General features: G+C 39.1%; 19 protein-coding genes. 13 read left to right on the plus strand and 6 right to left on the minus strand.

Going from position 1 to position 22,598, the window contains the following annotated elements; translation table 11 throughout:
* Positions 1-70 precede the first annotated feature (70 nt).
* From ACFIK4_RS06545 to lpdA, 3 genes are read left to right on the plus strand one after another with little or no spacing between them, the layout of a single operon-like run.
* On the plus strand, positions 71-3,070 hold the full coding sequence (locus tag ACFIK4_RS06545) for a 2-oxoglutarate dehydrogenase E1 component (protein ID WP_375628545.1): 3,000 nt from the start codon (positions 71-73) through the stop codon (positions 3,068-3,070).
* Between the two features lie 32 nt (positions 3,071-3,102).
* On the plus strand, positions 3,103-4,314 hold the full coding sequence (gene odhB / locus ACFIK4_RS06550) for a 2-oxoglutarate dehydrogenase complex dihydrolipoyllysine-residue succinyltransferase (protein WP_375612752.1): 1,212 nt from the start codon (positions 3,103-3,105) through the stop codon (positions 4,312-4,314).
* A 31-nt stretch (positions 4,315-4,345) separates the two neighbouring features.
* The gene (lpdA, locus tag ACFIK4_RS06555) at positions 4,346-5,752 is read left to right on the plus strand and encodes a dihydrolipoyl dehydrogenase (protein ID WP_375611323.1); all 1,407 of its coding nucleotides are present in this window, start codon (positions 4,346-4,348) and stop codon (positions 5,750-5,752) included.
* A gap of 1,133 nt (positions 5,753-6,885) precedes the next feature.
* Here the strand turns inward: lpdA and ACFIK4_RS06560 are convergent.
* Positions 6,886-8,124 (minus strand): saccharopine dehydrogenase NADP-binding domain-containing protein, encoded by a 1,239-nt coding sequence (locus ACFIK4_RS06560; RefSeq protein ID WP_375675509.1) that lies wholly within the window; start codon positions 8,122-8,124, stop codon positions 6,886-6,888.
* A 55-nt stretch (positions 8,125-8,179) separates the two neighbouring features.
* Entirely contained in the window at positions 8,180-9,277 is a 1,098-nt protein-coding gene (locus ACFIK4_RS06565; RefSeq protein WP_375612883.1) for a carboxynorspermidine decarboxylase, read from the minus strand.
* 167 nt (positions 9,278-9,444) lie between these two features.
* Here ACFIK4_RS06565 and ACFIK4_RS06570 point away from each other — a divergent pair, with 167 nt between their 5' ends.
* From ACFIK4_RS06570 to mnhG, 7 genes are all read left to right on the plus strand, one after another.
* A complete protein-coding gene (locus ACFIK4_RS06570; RefSeq protein ID WP_375632101.1) occupies positions 9,445-9,942 on the plus strand; it encodes a BA14K family protein in 498 nt (165 codons plus the stop codon).
* 229 nt (positions 9,943-10,171) lie between these two features.
* Positions 10,172-13,093 carry a monovalent cation/H+ antiporter subunit A gene (locus ACFIK4_RS06575; protein WP_375612749.1) on the plus strand — a complete coding sequence of 974 codons (2,922 nt, stop codon included), beginning with the start codon at positions 10,172-10,174 and terminating at the stop codon, positions 13,091-13,093.
* Positions 13,093-13,434: a Na+/H+ antiporter subunit C gene (locus ACFIK4_RS06580; RefSeq protein ID WP_273790150.1), complete on the plus strand. Its 342-nt coding sequence runs from the start codon at positions 13,093-13,095 to the stop codon at positions 13,432-13,434. Before ACFIK4_RS06575 ends, ACFIK4_RS06580 begins: the two co-directional genes overlap by 1 nt.
* The gene (locus ACFIK4_RS06585; protein ID WP_375611319.1) at positions 13,434-15,056 is read left to right on the plus strand and encodes a monovalent cation/H+ antiporter subunit D; all 1,623 of its coding nucleotides are present in this window, start codon (positions 13,434-13,436) and stop codon (positions 15,054-15,056) included. Before ACFIK4_RS06580 ends, ACFIK4_RS06585 begins: the two co-directional genes overlap by 1 nt.
* Positions 15,053-15,538 carry a Na+/H+ antiporter subunit E gene (locus tag ACFIK4_RS06590; RefSeq protein ID WP_375612748.1) on the plus strand — a complete coding sequence of 162 codons (486 nt, stop codon included), beginning with the start codon at positions 15,053-15,055 and terminating at the stop codon, positions 15,536-15,538. The genes ACFIK4_RS06585 and ACFIK4_RS06590 overlap by 4 nt, the downstream gene beginning before the upstream one ends.
* Positions 15,535-15,816: a K+/H+ antiporter subunit F gene (locus ACFIK4_RS06595; RefSeq protein ID WP_375606068.1), complete on the plus strand. Its 282-nt coding sequence runs from the start codon at positions 15,535-15,537 to the stop codon at positions 15,814-15,816. Before ACFIK4_RS06590 ends, ACFIK4_RS06595 begins: the two co-directional genes overlap by 4 nt.
* Complete coding sequence (mnhG, locus tag ACFIK4_RS06600) at positions 15,813-16,223, plus strand: monovalent cation/H(+) antiporter subunit G (protein WP_375675513.1); 411 nt, start codon at positions 15,813-15,815, stop codon at positions 16,221-16,223. The genes ACFIK4_RS06595 and mnhG overlap by 4 nt, the downstream gene beginning before the upstream one ends.
* Positions 16,224-16,239: 16 nt before the next feature.
* Here the strand turns inward: mnhG and ACFIK4_RS06605 are convergent, their stop codons facing one another.
* From ACFIK4_RS06605 to ACFIK4_RS06620, 4 genes are all read right to left on the minus strand, one after another.
* Positions 16,240-16,632 (minus strand): MliC family protein, encoded by a 393-nt coding sequence (locus ACFIK4_RS06605; RefSeq protein ID WP_375671698.1) that lies wholly within the window; start codon positions 16,630-16,632, stop codon positions 16,240-16,242.
* A gap of 17 nt (positions 16,633-16,649) precedes the next feature.
* Positions 16,650-17,045, minus strand: a complete 396-nt coding sequence (locus tag ACFIK4_RS06610; RefSeq protein ID WP_375617422.1) for an MliC family protein — start codon at positions 17,043-17,045, stop codon at positions 16,650-16,652.
* Between the two features lie 416 nt (positions 17,046-17,461).
* Positions 17,462-18,595, minus strand: a complete 1,134-nt coding sequence (aroB, locus tag ACFIK4_RS06615) for a 3-dehydroquinate synthase (protein WP_375638134.1) — start codon at positions 18,593-18,595, stop codon at positions 17,462-17,464.
* On the minus strand, positions 18,570-19,202 hold the full coding sequence (locus tag ACFIK4_RS06620) for a shikimate kinase (protein WP_375606223.1): 633 nt from the start codon (positions 19,200-19,202) through the stop codon (positions 18,570-18,572). The genes aroB and ACFIK4_RS06620 overlap by 26 nt, the downstream gene beginning before the upstream one ends.
* Before the next feature lie 260 nt (positions 19,203-19,462).
* Between ACFIK4_RS06620 and ACFIK4_RS06625 the strand changes: the two genes are divergently transcribed.
* The 3 genes from ACFIK4_RS06625 to ACFIK4_RS06635 all read left to right on the plus strand — a co-directional run bounded on the left by ACFIK4_RS06625 (position 19,463) and on the right by ACFIK4_RS06635 (position 22,226).
* Positions 19,463-20,401 (plus strand): site-specific tyrosine recombinase XerD, encoded by a 939-nt coding sequence (locus ACFIK4_RS06625; RefSeq protein WP_375611313.1) that lies wholly within the window; start codon positions 19,463-19,465, stop codon positions 20,399-20,401.
* 78 nt (positions 20,402-20,479) lie between these two features.
* Positions 20,480-21,436, plus strand: coding sequence for an acetyl-CoA carboxylase carboxyltransferase subunit alpha (locus ACFIK4_RS06630; protein ID WP_375611312.1), 957 nt, complete (start codon positions 20,480-20,482; stop codon positions 21,434-21,436).
* Between the two features lie 40 nt (positions 21,437-21,476).
* The gene (locus tag ACFIK4_RS06635) at positions 21,477-22,226 is read left to right on the plus strand and encodes a L,D-transpeptidase family protein (RefSeq protein ID WP_375628563.1); all 750 of its coding nucleotides are present in this window, start codon (positions 21,477-21,479) and stop codon (positions 22,224-22,226) included.
* Positions 22,227-22,598: the final 372 nt, after the last annotated feature.

Genomic DNA, 22,598 nt, shown 5'->3' on the forward strand with positions numbered 1-22,598 from the left:
TGCTTGTTTGTAAGCATTTAAAGGTCAAAAAGAGATATAAGGAGACGGAATAAATGTTCCGGAGAAGTATATGGCAAGGCAGGACGAAATAAATAGCCTTTTTGCACAGACATCATTTCTTTATGGTGGGAATGCGGATTATATAGATCAACTCTATGCTCAATATGAAAAAGATCCTACCAGTGTTGATTCACAGTGGCGTGCTTTTTTTGAAGGACTTCATGATAATAAAGAAGATGTTCTTAAAAATGCTGAAGGAGCAACATGGCAGCGTGATCATTGGCCATTAAAAGCAGAGGGTGAATTGATTTCTGCTCTTGATGGTGATTGGTCTTCTCTTGAAAAATATTTTGGCGATAAATTAAAGGAAAAAGCAATAACAGGTGCTGCACAAAAGGGAAAAACTTCCAGTGAACAAGATATTATTCGTGCAACACGTGATTCCGTTCATGCAATTATGATGATTCGTGCGTTTCGAGAACGGGGACATCTTCATGCGCAACTTGACCCTCTTCAATTGGCCGAAAAACAAGAAGATTATAAGGAACTTTCTCCAGAAGCTTATGGTTTTACTCCAGCTGATTACGAGCGTCCCATTTTTATTGATAATGTTTTAGGGTTGGAATATGCAACTATTCCGCAAATGCTTGAGATTCTCAATCGTACCTATTGTTCAACAATCGGTGTGGAATATATGCATGTTTCTGATCCGGTTCAGAAAGTATGGCTTCAAGAACGCATTGAAGGGCGAGATAAAAAAAATTCTTTCACACAACAAGACAAGAAAGCTATTCTGAATAAGCTTATTCAGGCAGAGGGATTCGAACAGTTTTTAGACACTAAATATAAAGGTACAAAGCGTTTTGGACTCGATGGTGGTGAGGCGCTGATTCCCGCTCTTGAACAGATTATCAAATGTGGTAGTGCTTTGGGGGTTAGGGAAGTTATTTTAGGAATGGCACATCGTGGTCGTTTAAATGTTCTTTCACAAGTTCTTGCCAAACCGCATAGGGCTATTTTTCATGAATTCAAAGGGGGATCTTACAAGCCTGATGATGTGGAGGGATCCGGTGATGTTAAATATCATTTGGGAACTACCGCTGATCTGGACTTTGATGGTAAAAAAGTTCATTTATCACTGTTGGCCAATCCATCTCATCTTGAGATTGTTGATCCGGTTGTTATGGGAAAAGCACGTGCTAAACAAGATCAACTTATGGGACCTGCGCATACTGATTTACTCCCATTAAGTGAGCGTTCAAAAGTGATGCCATTGCTTATTCATGGTGATGCCGCTTTTGCAGGACAAGGCGTTATCCAAGAAACTTTTGGTCTTTCAGGTCTTAAAGGTTATCGTGTTGCAGGCTCACTTCATGTTATTATCAATAACCAGATTGGTTTTACAACATCTCCACGTTTTTCACGTTCTTCGCCTTATCCATCAGATGTCGCAAAAATGATTGACGCACCAATTTTCCATGTGAATGGTGATGATCCTGAGGCGGTTGTTTTTGTTGCCAAAATAGCAACAGAGTTTCGCCAAATTTTCCATAAACCAGTGGTTATTGATATGTTTTGTTATCGCCGTTATGGGCATAATGAAGGTGATGAACCTTCCTTTACGCAGCCGCTTATGTATAAAGCAATTCGTAATCATAAAACAACACTTCAACTTTATAGTGACCAATTGGTAGCAGAAGGAATGATTTCTTCAGAAGAGATTGAGCAACAAAAAAAATTATGGCGCGATAAGCTTGAAGGTGAACTTGAAGCGAGTGCTTCTTATAAGCCTAATAAGGCTGATTGGCTTGATGGAAGCTGGACGGGACTCAAAGCTTTTAGTAGTTCTGATGAGCAGCATTCTAGAGCAACCGGTGTTGAAGTAAAAACTTTAAAGGAAATTGGTCAGAAAATTGTTGAAATTCCGGCGAATTTTCACGTTCACAAAACCATTCAACGTTTTTTAAATAATCGTGCTAAAATTTTTGAAACCGGTGAGGGTGTTGACTGGGCAACCGCTGAAGCTTTAGCTTTTGGTTCACTTTGTTTGGAAGGTGCACCGGTTCGTCTTTCCGGTGAAGATGTTGAACGGGGAACTTTTTCACAACGTCATTCAGTTCTTTATGACCAAGAAAATGAGGCGCGTTATATTCCTTTGAATCATTTACAAAAGGGGCAAGCGCTTTATGACGTTGTTAATTCTATGCTTTCTGAAGAAGCTGTTCTTGGTTTTGAATATGGATATTCTCTTGCTGAACCACGAGGATTAACACTTTGGGAAGCACAATTTGGTGATTTCTCTAATGGTGCACAGGTCATTTTTGATCAATTTATTTCATCCGCAGAGCGTAAGTGGCTTCGTATGTCTGGTCTTGTGTGTTTATTGCCTCATGGTTTTGAAGGGCAAGGGCCGGAGCATTCTTCTGCACGTTTAGAACGGTTTCTTCAACTTTGTGCGGAAGATAATATGCAGGTTGCTAATTGTACAACCCCTGCAAATTATTTTCATATTTTGCGTCGACAAATTAAGCGTGATTTCCGGAAGCCATTGATTTTGATGACACCGAAATCACTTTTACGTCATAAGAGAGCTGTTTCTTTTCTCAATGAAATGGGGCCAGAAACAAGTTTTTGTCGTGTGTTGCTTGATGATGCAGAATGTCTCAGAGATTCTGTCATTAAGTTGCAAAAAGATAATAAGATTCGCCGTGTCGTTCTTTGTACTGGTAAGGTTTATTACGACCTTTATGAAGAACGTGAAAAAAGGGGTATTGATGATGTTTACCTCCTTCGTGTTGAACAGCTTTATCCTTTCCCTGCAAAAGTTTTGGTGAATGTATTATCGCGCTTTTTGCAGGCGGAAGTTTTTTGGTGCCAAGAGGAACCAAAAAACATGGGGGCTTGGTCATTTATTGAGCCTTATTTGGAATGGGTTTTGACGCATATTAATGCGCAATATTCACGTGCTCGTTATGCAGGACGTCCTGCGAGTGCGTCACCGGCCTCTGGGTTAATGGTGAAACACCTTGAACAACTGGCTGCGTTTCTTAAAGACGCGTTAGGTTCTTAATTTATTACTACTCTGATGTATGGAAAAATATTATGACTACTGAAATTCGTGTTCCTACTTTGGGCGAATCGGTTACCGAAGCAACGGTTGGCAAATGGTTTAAAAAACTTGGCGAAGCTGTCGCTATGGATGAGCCTTTGGTTGAATTAGAAACTGATAAGGTAACCGTTGAAGTTCCTTCTCCTGTTGCTGGGAAATTATCTGAAATCATTGCAAAAGAAGGCGATACGGTTGAAGTAAATGCTCTTTTAGGAGTGGTGAAAGCTGGAGAAGCTGGTATCTCCCAATCACTTTCACCTTCTGCTACACTTGTTCCAGCGGCTTCATCTGAATCGGAGAAGCCTGCTTTGAGCAGTGCAATGCCTCCTTCTCCTTCAGCAGCAAAATTGATGGCTGAAAATAATGTTGCAAAAAGCGATATTTCAGGTTCTGGAAAACGTGGACAAATTCTTAAAGAAGATGTTCTTGGTGGATTAAAACAAAGTACAAATGCTCCTACACCCTCTTCTTCTGCGACGAGTTCTTCGGCACCTCCTGTCCAAGAAACACGTGAAGAGCGGGTTCGTATGACGAAATTGCGTCAAACAATTGCTCGCCGTCTTAAAGATGCACAAAATGTAGCAGCAATGTTAACCACATTTAATGAGGTTGATATGTCAGCGGTGATGGATTTGCGCAAGCGTTATAAGGATCTTTTTGAAAAGAAACATGGTGTTAAGCTTGGTTTTATGGGTTTTTTTACCAAGGCTGTTTGTCATGCATTAAAAGAACTTCCTGCTGTTAATGCAGAGATTGATGGGACAGATATTGTTTACAAAAACTATGTCAATGTTGGAATTGCTGTTGGAACGGATAAAGGGCTTGTTGTTCCAGTGGTGCGAGATGCAGATCAAATGTCATTGGCAGAGATTGAAAAAGAGATTGGTCGTTTGGGGCGTCTTGCGCGTGATGGAAAATTAGCCGTTTCTGATATGCAGGGCGGAACTTTTACCATTACCAATGGTGGTGTGTATGGATCGTTGATGTCAACACCGATTTTGAATGCACCACAATCTGGTATTTTGGGAATGCATGCGATTAAAGAGCGAGCAATGGTTGTTGAGGGTCAAGTTGTGATCCGCCCCATGATGTATTTAGCGCTTTCTTATGATCACCGTATTGTGGATGGGCAAGAAGCTGTGACTTTCCTTGTGCGTGTTAAGGAAAGCTTAGAAGATCCGGAACGCCTTGTTCTTGATTTGTAAAATACAGTTTTCAGGATGAAAGGAGAAACGGATGTCTTATGATGTGGCTGTGATCGGAGCGGGTCCAGGTGGTTATGTAGCAGCAATAAAAGCGGCGCAACTGGGACTTAAAGTAGCAATTATTGAAAAGCGTACAACATTAGGAGGAACATGTCTCAACGTTGGTTGTATTCCTTCTAAAGCGTTGCTGCATGCTTCAGAAGTGTTTTCTGAAACCCAGCATGGTTTTGAAACGCTTGGTATTTCTATTGGTAAATCTAAGCTTAATCTTGAACAAATGATGGTTCATAAGAAAGCTGTGGTGACAGCCAATACGAGTGGTGTTTCTTTTTTGATGAAAAAAAATAAAGTTGATACTTTTTTTGGGACAGCCAAAATTTTGAGTGCGGGTCATGTGGAAGTTGTTGCCAGAGATGGTAATAAACAAACAATTGAGACAAAAAATATTATTATTGCTACCGGTTCAGAGAGTTCAGGCATTCCAGGGGTGAATGTTGAAATTGATGAAAAGACTATTGTTTCTTCTACGGGAGCTCTTTCACTTGAAAAAGTACCAACGCATATGATTGTAGTAGGTGCTGGTGTCATTGGTTCAGAACTTGGATCAGTTTGGAGCCGTTTAGGTGCTAAGGTGACCATTATTGAGTATCTTAATAAAGTTTTGGGCTCAATGGATGGTGAAGTTTCACGGCAATTTCAGAAATTAATGGAAAAACAGGGGATTGAATATAAAACGGGTGCAAAGGTAACAGCTGTTACACAATCTGGCTCAACTGCTCAGGTGAGCTTTGAATCTGTCAAAGGTGGTGAATCTGAAACTTTAGAGGCTGATGTTGTGCTTATTGCTACTGGACGTTCTCCTTATACAGAGGGGCTTGGATTACAAGAGGCTGGTGTTCAGTTAGATGAACGCGGATTTATTGCAATTGATGCTCATTGGCAGACGAATGTTCCAGGAATTTATGCGATTGGTGATGTCGTAAAAGGACCAATGCTAGCACATAAAGCAGAGGAAGAAGGCGTTGCTGTGGCAGAAATTTTGGCAGGTCAAAAAGGGCATGTTAATTTTGATGTTATTCCTAGTGTTGTTTATACACAGCCGGAAATTGCGAGTGTAGGAAGGACAGAAGAAGAGCTAAAAACTGCTGGTATTGAATATAATGTTGGCAAATTTCCTTTTATGGCCAATGGTCGTGCACGTGCAATGCAAAAGAGTGATGGGTTCGTTAAAATCCTTTCTGATAAAAAAACAGATCGGGTATTAGGGGGGCATATTCTTGGATTTGGTGCTGGTGAAATGATCCATGAAATTGCAGTTTTAATGGAATTTGGAGGTTCATCAGAAGATCTGGGACGTTGTTGCCATGCACATCCTACCTTATCAGAAGCCGTGCGTGAGGCAGCTTTGGCAACATTTGCTAAACCACTTCATATTTAAAAAGCTTTTAAAAAGTAAATTTTAAAAGGCACATGAGGCAGAAAATATTTGTGAAGCATGCAACAACATTTTAAAACTTTAAAAAAGAATATAACCAATTGTATTGAAATGTTCCATTTGTTGTATGCTTTTCGATAATTACTGTTTTAGATATCTGTTGTGCAGTTTTGATTGATTATTCTGTTGTGCACTATCGTTTAGAGCGGTGGTGTTTAGTCTATGTAAAGTTTTATATATGGGGTAGTTTTTATACTGTTATAAAATATTTAAGATAGGATTCTGAGCCTATCTGGGTGCTTTGTGTTAAGAAGACATCTCTCAAAATGCTCAAATCTACTTCGCGAGGGTGTTCGTGAATGGTATAGCTTATAGCTGTAAAAGTTCCTCTTGAAATATATGAAATTCATTCAAACTGTTATAAGACCTATTGTGCACCATCATCTTTATGTTTAGTAAAAGTACACGCTGGCATTATAATACACTTTTTCAGTTCTTAATATTGCTAAAGCTCTTTATTATTTGAGAATTTTCATTCTGTTCTTTTATCATTTTACCTCACACGCTCGTTTTGTTTGTGATGTGCAGACAAAAGATTTTAATTACTTCAATGTGAGAGAGTTTGTGATTAAGAGAATTTTACAGTATTCAGCGTTATGAATCAAGTTGAAAATGATGATTTATTATTATAAATCAAATCGTTATATATGAAAAGGGAAGTCAAAAGGAATTCACTCAAAGAAATTGAATTGTTTAATGATTGGTGTAGGTTAAGGATCTTTGTCATTTAAGATGAAGAGGTGAGGAATTGAATATTCTACAAAATACCGCTCTTCTTTAAAAGAGCGGTATTTTTATATCTTTTGTTGATAACACTATCTTTTTGATGATAATGACAAGTTATACAGTGTGATTAAATTAGTTTTTTCTTCTCTGTTTTTCTTGATCATTGCTCGCTATATCTTAAAAAGATGCTATGTCTCTTCTTTAGGGTTGTTAAGAAATCGCAATGTTGCCAAAATATAACGAATAGCTAAAATTTTTTCGAAAACCATAATTACACGAGAATATTCAGTTTGTTTTCATTTGGCAGTTTTGTGATAACTTAAAAATCAAGCATATGCTTTCTATAGGTATTAAAATTGTAATTTTTTATCCTCTTGTTGTTCTCTTATAAAAGTGGGAAGCCCCATATGATCAAGATATTTAAGGAAAGGGTGGGGTGGTAATTCTTCCACATTGACCATAGTTTTAACATCCCATTCACCTGTGGCAATAAGAAGAGCTGTTGCCGCTGCTGGTACGCCAGCCGTATAGGAAATGCCTTGTGCCCCAGTTTCATGAAAAGCTTGTTTGTGATCGGCTATATTATAGATAAAAATTTCTCGCAGGTGTCCATCTTTTTCGCCTTTAATAAGATCTCCGATACAGGTTTTTCCTGTGTAGTCTGGGGCGAGAGAGGAAGGGTCGGGTAAGACGGCCTTTACGACTTTCAAGGGCACGACTTCTTGTCCTTCTGCTGTCTTAATGGGCTGTTCAGATAAGAGACCAAGATTTTTTAGAACCGTAAAAACAGTGATATAACGATCACCAAATCCCATCCAGAAACGGACATTCTCTACATCAAGATTTTTGGAAAGTGAATGAATTTCATCATGTCCTGTCATATAGGCTTTTTGTTTTCCCACAACGGGAAGATCCCATTCATGGCTGATTTCAAACATTTTATTGGAAGTCCATTTTTTATTTTGCCATGACCATACTTGTCCTGTAAATTCACGGAAGTTAATTTCTGGATCAAAATTTGTAGCAAACCAACGTCCATGATTTCCGGCATTAATATCAATAATATCAATATCTGTGATTTTATCAAAATAATCATCGCGCGCTAATGCAGCATAAGCATTCACTACACCTGGGTCAAAACCTGCTCCTAAAATAGCGGTTATACCAGCTTTTTCACATTCTTGACGTCGAGGCCATTCATAATTGCCATACCAAGGAGGTGTTTCACAAATTTTCAATGGGTCTTCATGAATTGCGGTATCGATATAAGCGCATTTGGTTTCAATACAAGCTGAAAGAACAGACATATTAAGAAAGGCAGAACCAACATTAATGACAATTTCGCATTTGGTCTTTTGGATGAGCTTTATAGTTTCTTCTACATTCATGGCATTGAGCGAATGGCTTTTGAGAACACCCTGTTCTTTCATTGTGTTTTTTTCTTTAATAGAAGCAATGATGGCTTCACATTTTTTGAGTGTTCGTGACGCAATATGAATTTCACCAAGAATATCATTGTTTTGAGCACATTTGTGTGCAACAACTTGTGCAACACCTCCAGCACCAATAATGAGAACATTTTTTTTCATTGTAGGTCCATCTCCCTTTTTAATACTGTTGTATGACGTTTTTTATGGTTTATCTTTATGAAAGGCTTTCCTGATAGTCGCTATAGCTGAATTGGCGTTGAAGTGTTAATGTACCATCGCACTCTTTGAGAACAATAGCAGGCATTGTAACGCCATTAAACCAGTTTTTCTTGACCATTGTATAACCTGCTGCATCCTGAAAAGACAGTCTATCGCCTATTTTAAGAGGTTTTTGAAATTGAAATGTTCCAAAAATATCGCCGGCAAGACAAGATTTTCCACAAATCATAATTTCGTGTGGTCCTTGATTAGGTTCTAATTTAGCATTTTCACGATAAATGAGAAGATCAAGCATATGTGCTTCAATTGAGCTATCAACGATGGCTAGATTCTTTTCATTATACAATGTGTCAAGAACGCTTACTTCCAGTGTGGTGCTTTTGGTAATAGCAGCTTCTCCTGGTTCTAGAAAAAGAGTGACACCATGAGTTTTAGAAAATTGTTTTAAGCGTTTTGCGAAAGCTTCTAGAGGATAATTTTCAGCCGTAAAATGGATTCCACCGCCAAGGCTTATCCAGTCAACAGCAGAAAAAAGTTCTGCAAATTTTTCTTCCATATACCCAAGCATTTGGTTAAAAAGATTAAAGTCAGCATTTTCACAATTGTTATGGATCATCAATCCGTTGATAAGTGGCAGAATTTCTTTGATAGCGCTTTGGTTTGTTTCTCCTAAGCGGCTAAAAGGGCGTGAGGGGTTGGCAAGATCAAAATTTGATGCGCTCATTCCTGGGTTTAACCTTAAACCTCTTTGAATGGTTTTTGTTGCATCAGAAAAGCGTTGAAGCTGTTGGATGGAATTAAAGATGATTTTATCTGCATAACCACAGGCTTCATCAATTTCATCATCTGCCCAAGCCACTGAATAAGCATGGGTTTCTTTGCCAAATTTTTCTCTTCCTAAACGTAGTTCATAAAGGGATGATGATGTGGTTCCATCCATGAACTCAGACATTAAATCAAAAACACTCCATGTGGCAAAACATTTTAAAGCAAGTAAAATTTTAGCTCCGGACATTTCCCGTAAATGAGAAATTGTTTGCATGTTTTTGATGAGTTTCGATTTGTCTATAAGATAATAGGGGGTTTTTATCATCATTTATTCATTCTTTTTTGAAGGATCTTATTGCCAAGATCAACGTTTAGTACAAAGAGTAACAGAATGTCTCAAGAAAAAAGAATCTTAAGAAAAGAATCTGTTTCTGTCTAGCAAGAGAAAGGCTTTCTGTAATTACTGTTGTTTATTATGTTGAGTTTTTTGTTATGAGTATGAAAAAAAAATTATATTATGCTTTAGCTTTTGTATTTGTTAGCATTTTTTTCATTATAACAACCACTCTTGTTAATTGGGGGCAAAATAGAAGTGACGCTAAAGCCAAACTGGTTACTCATACTTCTGTCCAAGATAGTTCGGTGCCTCTGATTTTTACGGGGCGTAGAGAACTTAATGGTTTCAAAGGTTATCGTCATTATCGGCGTGGTTATCGTAAATACAGTGATAATTGGTGGTATCCTGAAGTGGCATTTGTTACATCACCGCACTTAAGCACAAAAGGCGCATCATTAAAAGTTGTACCAGATGCTAAAAAAGTGTTTTTAACGTCTTCTTCGGAAAAATTAGAAAAAAAAGAGCCATGGATGCTTAAACAACATATTGAATCTTGCCGTGCGCGTTATCGCTCTTATAATAAAAATGATAATAGTTTTCAGCCTTTTCATGGGGGGCGTAGGCAGTGTTTATCACGCTTTTTTAAAGGATAGAAATTAAATAAAATTTTAATTGCTTCTTGTCGTGGGCGTTATTGTTCTTACAATAAAGAGAAGACTTGTGTGGTGCGCAGTATTTTCATGCAAGCATTGTTTTTTTTAAAATTTAAATGCTTTTAAGTTTTATTAAATCTTATTATCATTAAGTGTGGAATGGGGGGGTGAGAATATAAGTTTTTGTTTTGTCGATGACAAAATATTAAGGTAAAATGGAGTTTAAAGAATGACAACACGGGAAGCAATGTTGGTATTGCTCGTTTTGCTTCCTTTTGGTGGAAGTGCTGTCATTGGCTTTTTTCGTTCGACAGCAAAAAATAATGAAGCGTGGTTTGCTGGGGTCGTCGCACTTTTCTGTCTTATTTTTACAATAATGCTTTATCCGGAAGTTCGCGGAAACCACATAGTGCGTTTAGATATTTCTTGGCTTCCAGAATGGGGAAGCGATTTGATTCTCCGCATAGATGGTTTGTCCTGGCTTTTTTGCTTGCTTATTACAGGGATTGGGCTGCTTGTTGTCATTTATTCACGTTATTACATAGATCCAGCGGATTCTGTACCGCGTTTTTTTTCCTTTTTTTTGGCCTTTATGGGATCAATGATAGGAATAGTTTTATCAGGTAATCTCGTCTTTTTGGTTGTTTTCTGGGAACTTACCAGTATTTTTTCTTTTTTGCTGATCGGCTATTGGTACCATAATGCAAGTGCGCGTGAGGGTGCGCGTATGGCTCTAACGATCACAGGTTTTGGCGGCTTTGCTCTTTTTATTGGAGTTTTATTGATTGGGTATACTGTTGGCAGTTTTGATTTGGATAAGGTGCTACAGTCTGGAGATATGATCCGGTCAAGTTCTCTTTATAGTCCTATCCTTATTTGTATTTTATTGGGAGGGTTAACAAAAAGCGCGCAATTTCCCTTTCATTTTTGGCTACCTAACGCGATGGCTGCTCCAACTCCCGTATCGGCTTATTTGCATTCGGCAACAATGGTAAAAGCGGGATTGTTTTTGCTTGTTCGTTTATGGCCTGTGCTCTCTGGAACAGAATCTTGGTTTTGGCTGGTTGGCTTTTCAGGACTCTCAACTCTTCTTCTAGGTGCCTATTTTTCCATGTTTCAGCAAGACTTGAAAGGACTGCTTGCTTACTCGACTATTAGTCATCTTGGATTAATTACAACACTTTTAAGTCTTGGTAGTCCACTTGCATGTGTTGCGGCGATCTTTCATATGGCCAATCATGCTACTTTTAAAGCTTCTTTATTTATGGCTGCTGGCATTATTGATCACGAGACGGGAACACGTGATATGCGTAAACTGTCAGGGCTTTATCGTTCTATGCCTATCACAGCAACTCTTGCTTTAGTTGCGAGTGCAGCGATGGCTGGGGTTCCTTTGTTGAATGGTTTTTTATCGAAAGAGATGTTTTTTGCTGAAGCTGTTGAAACGCATATGGAATCATGGCTCGATTGGATTGCGCCTTATGTGGCAACGCTAGCTAGTCTGTTTAGTGTGACCTATTCTATACGCTTTATTCATGGCGTTTTTTTAGGACCAAAGCCTGACAATTTACCCAAGACTCCCCATGAACCACCGCATTTCATGCGTTTACCAATGGAGCTTTTGGTGTTTATTTGTTTAGCGGTTGGTATTTTTCCTAATTTAACAATAGGACCTATTTTAGATAATGCGGTCGTGTCTGTTTTAGGACCAATGACAATTCCTTATAGTTTGGCTGTTTGGCATGGGTTTAACACTCCATTAGTGATGAGCTTTGTTGCATTATTAGGGGGCGGATTGCTCTATGCTGTTGGGCATCGTTATTTTTTATCCTGTGATGATGGGGCTCCTTTTTTCCGTCACTTAAAAGGACCGCGTATTTTTGAACGCATTCTCGTAATTATTTCTTGGAAATGGGCCCGTGCGGTGGAGTCTGCTTTGTCAACACGCCGTTTGCAGATCCAATTGCATTGGATTTTTTGGGTCTGTTTTGCCTTTGTTGGTCTTTTACTTTGGTGCGATGGTTTCATTCCAGTGGGGACATTACCGCTTTTTCCACTTGATATTCCTTTTCTCGCTCTTTGGCTGGTTGGCGGATTATGTGCGCTTTTAGTTGCTTGGCGAGCAAAGTTTCATCGTCTTGCTTCACTTATGCTTTTAGGGGGAGCTGGTTTGATGACTTGTGCAACCTTTTTATGGCTTTCTGCTCCTGATTTAGCAATAACACAATTGGTTGTTGAGGTTGTTACAGTCGTTTTATTATTGCTTGGTTTACGGTGGTTGCCTAAACGTTTGCATGACCCTGGGCCAGCTGCTGTTCATTTTTGGGTTCGCTTGCGTCGTTTCCGTGATTTCATCATATCCCTTGTAGGAGGTGCTGGTGTAGCATGGCTTTCTTTTGCAGTGATGACACGTCCCCAAGGTACAACGATTTCTGATTTTTTTCTAACGCATGCTTACTCAGATGCTGGTGGTCGCAATGTTGTGAATGTGTTATTGGTTGATTTCCGTGGTTTTGATACCATGGGAGAAATTGTGGTTTTGGGTGTTGTTTCCCTTACTGTTTTTGCACTCTTACGACGTTTTCGTCCTGCGCCTGAGAGTATTGATGCGCCTTTTCAACAACGTATCCAGAAAGCCTTTGATATAGCACAGCCTAATCGAAATGTGGGAGATACAGTATTGAATTATTTAGCTGTTCCTGCTGTTATTATGGGTTGGCTCTTTCCGATTATTATCGCTTTTGCTATTTATTTATTCATGCGAGGGCATGATCTGCCAGGAGGTGGATTTGTCGGTGGTATTACTTTGGCTATAGGATTTATTTTACAATATCTTGCACGCGATATTCGGTGGGTGGAAACGCATTTGAGAGTTTTACCTTTGCGTTGGATAGGCTTTGGTTTATTATTGTCAGTCGTAACGGGGATGGGCTCTTGGTTTTTTGGATATCCTTTTTTAACATCCTTTTTTCGATATATTCATCTTCCGTTAATTGGGAAAGTTCCCATGGCATCTGCTTTTTTGTTTGATTTTGGTGTGCTTTCTCTTGTGTTAGGAGCAACTGTTCTCATTTTAATTGCACTTGCACACCAGTCAATTCGGAGTTACCGAATCGGTAAGAAACCTATTTTAAAAGAGAAGGAAAATTAATGGAAATTGTTCTTTCTTTGGGTATCGGTGTTTTTGTCGGATCAGGTATTTGGCTTGTTTTGCGTCCACGTACTTTTCAAGTCATTCTTGGTTTGTCCTTGATCTCCTATGGTGTTAATCTTTTTATATTTTCAATGAGTAGACCGCGTAGTAATGCTGCTCCAATTGTTGATCCTACCACTGTTATTAATCCAGCTAATTATGTCGATCCTCTTCCACAAGCCTTGGTTTTAACTGCGATTGTGATTGGTTTTGCAACAACAGCTTTATTTTTAGTTATCTTGTTGGTTTCACGTGGTTTAACGGGTTCTGATCACGTTGATGGACGTGAGGTGCAATAATGGAAATAGGAGTGCATCATCTCCTTATTTTGCCTATTCTTTTGCCGTTAATCACTGGAGCACTTCTTCTTTTTTATGATGAACGTCGTGCAAGACTTAAATCATTCATCAGTCTTTCTTCTGCGGGACTGTTGGTCGTTACTGCCATTTTATTGATTATACGTACTCTTGAAATAGCACCGGCTTGCGATGTTTATCGACTTGGTAATTGGCCGTCTTCTTTTGGAATTGTTTTAGTCCTTGATCGCTTAAGCGCTATGATGCTTTTACTTTCCAGCTTGTTGGTGACTAGCGTGTTGGTTTTTGCGCGGGCTCATTGGTACAAAGCTGGTTCTCATTTTCAGTCACTAATGCAATTTTTTATGGTGGGGATAAATGGTGCTTTTTTGACTGGCGATTTATTTAATTTATTTGTGTTTTTTGAAGTTATGTTAACGGCTTCCTATGGGCTTGCTTTGCATGGTTCTGGTCAGACGCGCGTGCGTGCAGGGTTGCATTATGTTGTGGTTAATCTTGTTGCTTCATTATTTTTTTTAGTTGGTATAGCGCTCATTTATGGAGTCGTTGGTACTCTTAATATGGCCGATTTGGCTGTTAAAATAAAATATATATCTTCTACAGATATTGTTTTGTTCGAAATAGGTGTTGCACTTTTAGGTATTGCTTTTTTGCTTAAAGCGGGTATGTGGCCGCTTAATTTTTGGTTGGTGCCAACTTACAGTGCAGCAGCAGCGCCTGTTGGAGCTTCTTTTGCACTTTTGAGCAAGGTTGGTATTTATATTATTTTACGTTTAACGTTGCTATGGTTTGGTCCTGAAAGTGAATATTTTAACCATTTTGGTCATACAGTTTTGTTTTATGGTGGGCTTGCCACTATGATTATTGGTTTTATTGGAGTATTGGCGAGCCAAGTTTTGGTGCGTTTGGCAGCTTATAGCGTTCTTGTCTCTTCTGGCACATTGTTGGCTGCGATCGGGATAGGCAATGCAGCACTGACAGCAGGCGCACTTTTTTATATTGTTTCTTCAACTTTAGCACTGGGAGCTTTTTTTCTTTTGGTAGAGTTGGTAGAACGCTGTCAAGATGTGGCTGCTAATGTTCTTGCTGTCACAATGGAGGTGTATGGTGACGATGAAGAGGAGGAAGAAGATGAAGTTGGCATCTATTTTCCAGTAACCTTGGCAATTCTTGGAGCTTGTTTTGGTATCTGTGCCATTTTGATTATTGGATTGCCGCCTTTTTCTGGTTTTGTTGCTAAATTTATGATGTTCATGGCAATTTTAAACCACAGTAGAGAGGATTTTTCTGCTTCTCTTCCGGTTTACCAAGATTGGCTTTTTGTAGTTTTTGTCACTCTCTCTGGTTTTGCGGCTTTGATTGCATTGACACGAACGGGTATCCGAACTTTTTGGGTTTCTCTTGAAGGGCGTATTCCTCGTGTGCAAGTGATAGAATTTGCGCCTATTGCCGTTCTCCTTGCTTTGTGTTTTCTTATAACAATTGTAGCCAGTCCTGTTAGTCATTATATGTCTGAAACTGCTAAGACTTTGTATGAACCTCAAAACTATATTGGGAGCGTTTTAACGGATTTTTCTCTCGAAAATAGGGAGATAAGTAAATGAATCGTTTTTGTCCTTCCCCTTTTTTCAGTGGTGTCATTGTCCTTATGTGGCTTATTTTAAATGGTTTTAGTTTAGGGCAATTGCTTTTAGGGATTTTAACCGCTTTGTTTTGTGGTTGGATGATACGGCTTCTGGAGCCGGAGAAGGTTGTTATTAAAAGCTGGAGTGCGGTTTTTCGTCTCGTTTTTCGAGTATTTATAGATTCTATATTCTCAAATGTTTCGGTGGCTTGGTTTGTTTTAACAAAAAGGTCTCGAGAGCAGAAATCTGGTTTTATTGTAGTACCTCTTCTGCTTCATAATCGCACTGCTTTGGCTATTTTAGCATGCATCCTTTCGGCAACCCCTGGAACTGCTTGGGTTGCCTATAATAGTAAAAAGGGTGAACTTTTGCTTCATGTCTTAAATTTAAAAAATGGATATGATTACAAACAGTTGATCAAACAACGGTATGAGCAATTGCTTTTGGAGATTTTTTTATGAGTATGGTGATTCTTTATTGGGGGCTTTTCTTTTCACAGTTTTTTTTAAGTTTAGCGGTGATTTTCGCGCTGTTTCGGTTGATTCGTGGTCCACGGGCGCAGGATAGAATTGTTGGTTTGGATGCCCTTTATATAACCACTATTCTTTTGTTTCTTACATTCGATATTCGTTCAGGAACAACCACTTATTTTGTCGCAGCTCTCATTATTGGATTGTTGGGATCTGTCTCAAGCATCGCTTTGGCGAAATTTCTTATGCGGGGGGAGATTATTGAATGAAAGATGATATATCGCTTGTGGTTGCTATTGCTATCACAGTTTTCTTAATATTAGGGTCTGGATTGACATTGATCGCAACGATAGGTTTGGTGCGTTTTTCCAATTTTTATAAGCGTTTGCATATGCTTTCAGTATGTACGAGTTGGGGCGTTGGTAGTATTCTTATTTCTTCATTTCTTTATTCAATATTTGTGGACCATTATTTTGTTTTTCATGAAGTGTTGCTGATGTTTTTTTTGTTTTTAACAGCACCGGTAGCTTCTATGTTGCTCTCACATACAGCAGCTTATCGACATCATTCAGAAGAACAGTCAGAAAAACCGCTGGCTCTTTTATTACACAAGACGGAGGAAAAGTTACCCACGTCAGAAGGAACATCAAGAGATAAGAGCCAGCACGGTTCTTGAAATGTAAGAATCTTCCTTATTCTGTGCTTTTTTCTTCTACACAGTGGCTGGGCTTTTCTTCTTTTGGATCATTAATAAGATCGTAAAATATGGCTTCATTTTTAGTTATCCACCAAATGTATTGTCCACCCACATATTTTCCTCCAGAAGCGGCAATTACATTAGAACCAACGATGCGCTTACCGTTCCATTTTAAATCAACAAGCGCAATATTGCCAGCATTATAATAAGTTGCTTCAACATACTCTTTGCTTGTTCCCATATCGCATTGATAGGAGATGGTCTCTGTTGTTGGTTCTGGATTATCTGGTACTTCAATGACTAAAGAACTTGCTAATGCATTAATTGAACCGAGGAGGAGCACACTTAAAGTAATGAAAAATTGTTTAGTAAAAGAAATTTTTTTCATAATATTTCCCGTGTTATTTAAAATAATAATGTTGACTCATCTTTACAGAGGATAGGTTTTTTTTCTTCTGGATCCTGAGCAAGGTCATAAAGCGTGACTTCTTTGTTCTTCTCCCACCAGATGTACTGAGCTCCTGCAAATTTTGCTCCTGTTGCCGCGATGACATTAGCAGCAATGACACGATCACCGTTCCATTTGAAATCAACCAACGAAATATTGTCAGCATTAAGATAGACTGCCTCTACGCGCTCTTTACCTGTTTCAGTATCACACTGATAGGTAATGGTCTCTGTTTTGGGCTCTGGATTGTCTGGTACTTCAATGATTAAAGAACCAGCTAAGCTATTGTTTGAGCTGAAGAGTGATAAACTTAAAGCGGTGAAAAATCCTAAAATGTGCAAAGTTTTTTTCATGATGCTTCCCTATATTCCTAATATTGTGCACAAAGAATAATTTGACTGATACGATGGTGTCTACGGCAGGATTCGAACCTGCGACCCCAGGATTCATACCACTTCGATTTTCACCGCCAGCCTTATCGGCTGTTTGTGGTCTGGACTGTCTCTTCACCTTGAAGCTTTTGCTCTTTAGGTGCTGCCCGTTCAGTCTCTACACCTTTCTCTCATTTGAAAAGAGACTTGGCTCGGGATTGGCATATAGTCGCCCATGAAGCTTTCCCCGAATTTGAGCAGATTCACTTTGAGGATTTCTCCTCAAAGTGCCCAATTTCTTTAGGAATCCTGTGCTCTATCCTACTGAGCTACGCAGACATCATCATATTTAATCTTTAATAGAAGTATAAAAACGAATCAATTATATTCAATATGAATTAACGAATTTCTGTTAATTTTTGTTCCAAAAAGGATAAAACTGCATCTGGTGAAACATTTTTTGCAATAAATGATTGGCCAAGTCCGCGTGTTAATATGAAAGTCAAATTGTTTTGCGAAACTTTTTTATCTTGGGCAATGAGAGTCATTAAAGTTTCAGCATCTGGTAGAGACCCTGGGATATCCTTTAATTGTGTAGGCAATCCTATAGATTTGAAGTGCGCTTCAATGCGTTGTGTAAGCGTGGGGCTTATTAAATTTAATTGAGCAGAGAATTGATGAGCTAGAATTATCCCAATTGCTACACTTTCGCCATGGATTAAACGGTTGGAGTCATAAGCGGTTGCTGTTTCAAGCATGTGTCCAAATGTATGGCCGAGATTTAAGAGTGCGCGCTCTCCCGTTTCGTACTCATCACGTGCTACAATGGCAGCTTTAAATTGGCATGAGCGAACAATGGCCTCTGTTCGCATAGGGCCATTAGAGAAAATTTTCTGCCCATTTTTTTCAAGCCACTCAAAAAAGTCAGGTTGGTTAATGAGACCGTATTTTACTATTTCTGCGTAGCCAGCGCGAAATTCACGCGGTGGCAGGGTATCAAGAAGACACGTGTCAGCAATAACGCATTGTGGTTGATAAAAGGCACCAATAAGATTTTTGCCATATTGGCTATTGATTCCCGTTTTTCCACCAACAGAAGAATCAATTTGTGCAAGAAGCGTTGTGGGCATTTGAATGAAGTTCATGCCACGGCGGATTATACTTGCCGCAAATCCTGCTAGATCACCAATGACACCACCGCCAAAAGCAATAACACAGTCGCCTCTTTCTAAGCGTGCAGCAAGAATTTGATCGATAACAACTTGCAGGGTTGAAAATGATTTTGATTGTTCTCCCGCTTCTACAATAATAGGGACAGTATGAATTTTATTTTTTGTTAATTCTGCTTGCAATATCTCCAAATGAAGGGAAGCAACATTTGTATCTGTAACAAGTGCCAAGCGCGTTTGATGAGGATCTTTTTTATTAAGAGCATGTTTAATTTGTGAAGCAGCTTGTGTAATCAGACCCGGACCAATGATGATATCGTAACAGTGTTTGTCCAGTTTAACAGTGACGGTTTTGGTTTGCATGCTGGTTATCCCTATTGTTAATTTCTGTGTATAGGTAGTGCTGTACGGATCGTATAACATTTTGTGCTACGGTATGACGGCTTTCTTTATGACTGTTAATTGTTAAGTTTGCCTTTGCATAGATAGGATAACGCTGTTCCATGAGTTTTTGCATGGTTTCTTTAGGATTGGCTGTTTGAAGCAGGGGACGTGTTGGGTGCTTTGAGACACGTTGCATGAGGATATCAAGATCGACTTTTAGCCATATGGATATACCATTTTGGTGAATGGCTTTTCGGATATTTTCATTTATGTAGGCACCACCACCTGTTGCTAAAACAAGGGGACTTTTTTTCATGAGGTTTAGAATAACACGCTGTTCAAGAGCACGAAATTCGGATTCACCATAAATTTCAAAGAGTTCCGTGATTGTCATTTGTGCAGCTTTTTCAATTTCTTGGTCAGAATCATAAAAAGGTAAACGAAGCATGGTGGCGACGCGTTTTCCGATCACTGATTTGCCTGCCCCCATAAGACCAACAAGGACAAGTGCTCTTTTATCAAGGGACGATAAGAGCTGATTCTTTATTTGTGTTATGGGGACGCGTTTTTGTCGATTGCTTTTCATAACTTTATTTCGGCATTTATCCATCTTAAAGTCAATTCCTGTTAATCTTTGTGAGGCATAATACGAGATAGAATATTTTTGGGTAGGTTATTGTCTTATGCCAACATTGACTAGATTTTTGATGATTCTTTTCATTTTGCTTTCTGTTCTTTTCATTATAATGGGTGCTCTTGTGGTTTGGGTTGAACCAGTAACTGTGGATATGTACATTGATGTTCCCTTGAATTCATGGAATCTTTCTACGGAAGCGAATCAATGAAATGAAAAGTGGTGCTGTGATAGATCATTTTCTTGAGATGATGAGTGCGGAGAGAGGGGCTTCGTCTCATACGCTTGCGGCTTATCAGCATGATTTGCAGTGGGCACAAGACGAATTGTCTTCACACTCTGTTTCGCTTTTTTCAGCACAAAAAGAAGATTTAATTACTCTTTTGTCACTTATGCATACTTTTGGTTTTGCGGCATCGTCGCAAGCGCGCCGTTTATCAACTTTGCGTCAGTTTTATCAATTCCTTTATGCTGAAGGGTTGAGAGCAGATGATCCCTCTCATGATATTGATGCACCTCGTCAGAGGCGTCCTTTGCCCAAAATCATGAGTGAAGATGCAGTGATAAAATTGCTTGATTTTGCGGAGTTAGAAGTCAACCAAGCAGACTATGGGTCCAAAGGTTATTTCCGTGCACTGCGTCTTCAGCTATTGATTGAAATGCTTTATGCAACAGGGTTACGTATTAGTGAGTTGGTGAGTCTGCCGGTTCAGTCTGTTCGAAGGAATGAATACAGCGTTTTGGTTCGTGGTAAGGGCAAAAAAGAACGAATGGTGCTGTTATCAAAAAAAGCATGCCAAGTTCTTTCACAGTGGTTAAATTTGCGTGATCAGGGAAAGGACGCTACGAGTTCTTATCTTTTTCCTGCGCATTCCGAGACAGGATATATTGCTCGTCAAGTCGTTGCACGAGAGTTGAAAAATCTCGCTAGAAGAGCAGGGATAGGAAGTGATAGCTTTTCTCCCCATGTGTTGCGTCATGCTTTTGCTAGTCATCTTTTGCAAAATGGTGCTGATTTGCGTGCCGTTCAACATTTGTTAGGTCATTCTGATATTGCTACCACTCAGATTTATACCCATGTGTTGGAAGAGGGACTTTATCGTTTAGTCAATGAGCATCATCCACTTGCCGATGAGCAAAAGGCTCGTTAAAGAAAAGGTGATGTTTTTGAAAAAGACTTTATAAAGCAAATTATAAGTGTATAAGTGACACTGAATGAGTTGACACAAATGTATAATTATCTTGATTTTGAAAAACCAGTTGCTGATCTTGATGGGAAAATTCTTGAATTAAAAAAAATTTCTCAGGAAAAAGGCAGTCTTGATATGAGTGACGAGATTGCTCGTCTTGAAACGCGTTCCCAAACAGCGTTGCGCGATATTTATAAAAAATTATCGCCGTGGCAAAAAACACAAGTCGCTCGTCATCCGGATCGTCCCCATTTTATGGACTATTCTAAACGCCTATTGAGTGACGTTACGCCTTTGGCCGGAGATCGCAAGTTTGCTGAAGATGAGGCTATTCAAGCGGGGTTTGCACGCTTTAAAGGTGAGGCCGTTGCTTATATCGGTCAAGAGAAAGGTCACGATACGCAAACACGTTTGCGCTATAATTTTGGTTCTGCGCGTCCAGAAGGCTATCGTAAAGCTGTACGTATTATGGAAATGGCTGACCGCTTTGGTTTGCCACTCCTCACTTTTATTGATACAGCAGGTGCTTATCCTGGGGTAAGCGCTGAAGAACGTGGGCAAGCGGAAGCAATTGCTCAATCAACAGCTACAACTTTGCGTTTGAAAGTTCCTGTGGTTTCCGTTGTTATTGGAGAAGGCGGTTCTGGAGGGGCGATAGCAATCGCGGCTGCCAACAAAGTTTATATGTTGGAGCACGCAATTTACTCTGTTATTTCACCAGAAGGAGCAGCTTCTATCTTATGGCGTGATCCAGCTCGTGCAAAAGATGCTGCAATGAATATGCGTATTACCGCTCAAGATTTGTATCGCTTAAAGATTATTGATGGCATTATTTCGGAACCTTTAGGGGGAGCGCATCGTGGCAAAGAGATTGTCATTGATGCAACGGGTGATGTTATTTCAGAAGCTTTAAAAGCTATGGCTGGAAAAGATGGTCAAGTGCTTAAACAAGAGCGAAGGGAAAAATACCTTCAAATTGGTCGATCTCTAACATAGGTTATTTTTTGTGAGGGGTGTTGGATTGGAGTTTTATTCGATGACATTTAGCAGATTCCTTGCTGTGTGTGTGTTGTTTGTAATGGGACTATTGACAGCATGTGAAGGAAGATTACCAGCCTCTATTCGCGCTAAAGTTGAGCAGCCGTTGCCGCAAGAAATCAAAAATAGAATGGTTCTGTATGATATAGATCCCTATGCACCGATTATGATGCGGTTTTTTAAGGAAGAAAATCTTGCTGAAGTTTGGAAGCAATCTCGTTCAGGACCTTTTATCTTGGTTGCTCGCTATGGCATTTGCAAATGGTCTGGTAAGCTTGGACCTAAATATAAAGAAGGGGATCTTCAGACACCAGAGGGTTTTTATACTATTAGCGCAAACCAAATGAATCCTTATTCAAAATATTATCTCTCTTTTAATATAGGATTTCCTAACCTTTATGATCAGGAAAATGGTCGCACAGGAAGCAATCTTATGGTGCATGGTTCTTGCTTTTCCGCAGGTTGTTATTCTATGAGTGATAAGAACATGGCTCAGATTTATGCGTTTGCACGGGATGCTTTTAAAGGAGGACAAAGAGAGTTTCAGTTGCAGGCTTTTCCTTTCCGCATGACCAAGGATAATATGTCACGTCATAGCAAGAATCCTCATTATCAATTCTGGGTTATGCTTAAGAAAGGTTATGATTTTTTTGAAAAAAATCGTCAACCTCCAACTGTTGAGGTTTATGGAAAACGTTACGTTTTTAATCGCGATATTGATAAAAATTCAGTTTCTCTAATGCAGTGAGTGTTATTGTATCCTACAGCACCGTAAACACTATCACTTAATAATGGTGATACAGGATATGCAAAAACTTTGCACATAAGGTGTTTAAGTGAGTAGTCAATATTTTAAAGCGCAGAGTTTTTTCATAGAGCTTTATGTAAGTAAATCATATGAAGTGGGAAGCCAAGAGGAATTTTCTCAAAGAAGTTGGATTGTTTGCACATCGTTACTGGTATCAATCTTCGTTTTTAGTGAAGAGTAAGTTAACATGAAATGTACCTCTCTTTTTATTTCTTTCAAAGAGTTTTATTCTTTTATGCTGTAAAATATTGTCTTGTCGTGCTGTTATATAAGATACATTCACATATTTTAAAATGCGATATTGCCTCTGTC

This window comes from Bartonella sp. AP9QHHD, assembly GCF_042195625.1.
Lineage (GTDB): Bacteria > Pseudomonadota > Alphaproteobacteria > Rhizobiales > Rhizobiaceae > Bartonella.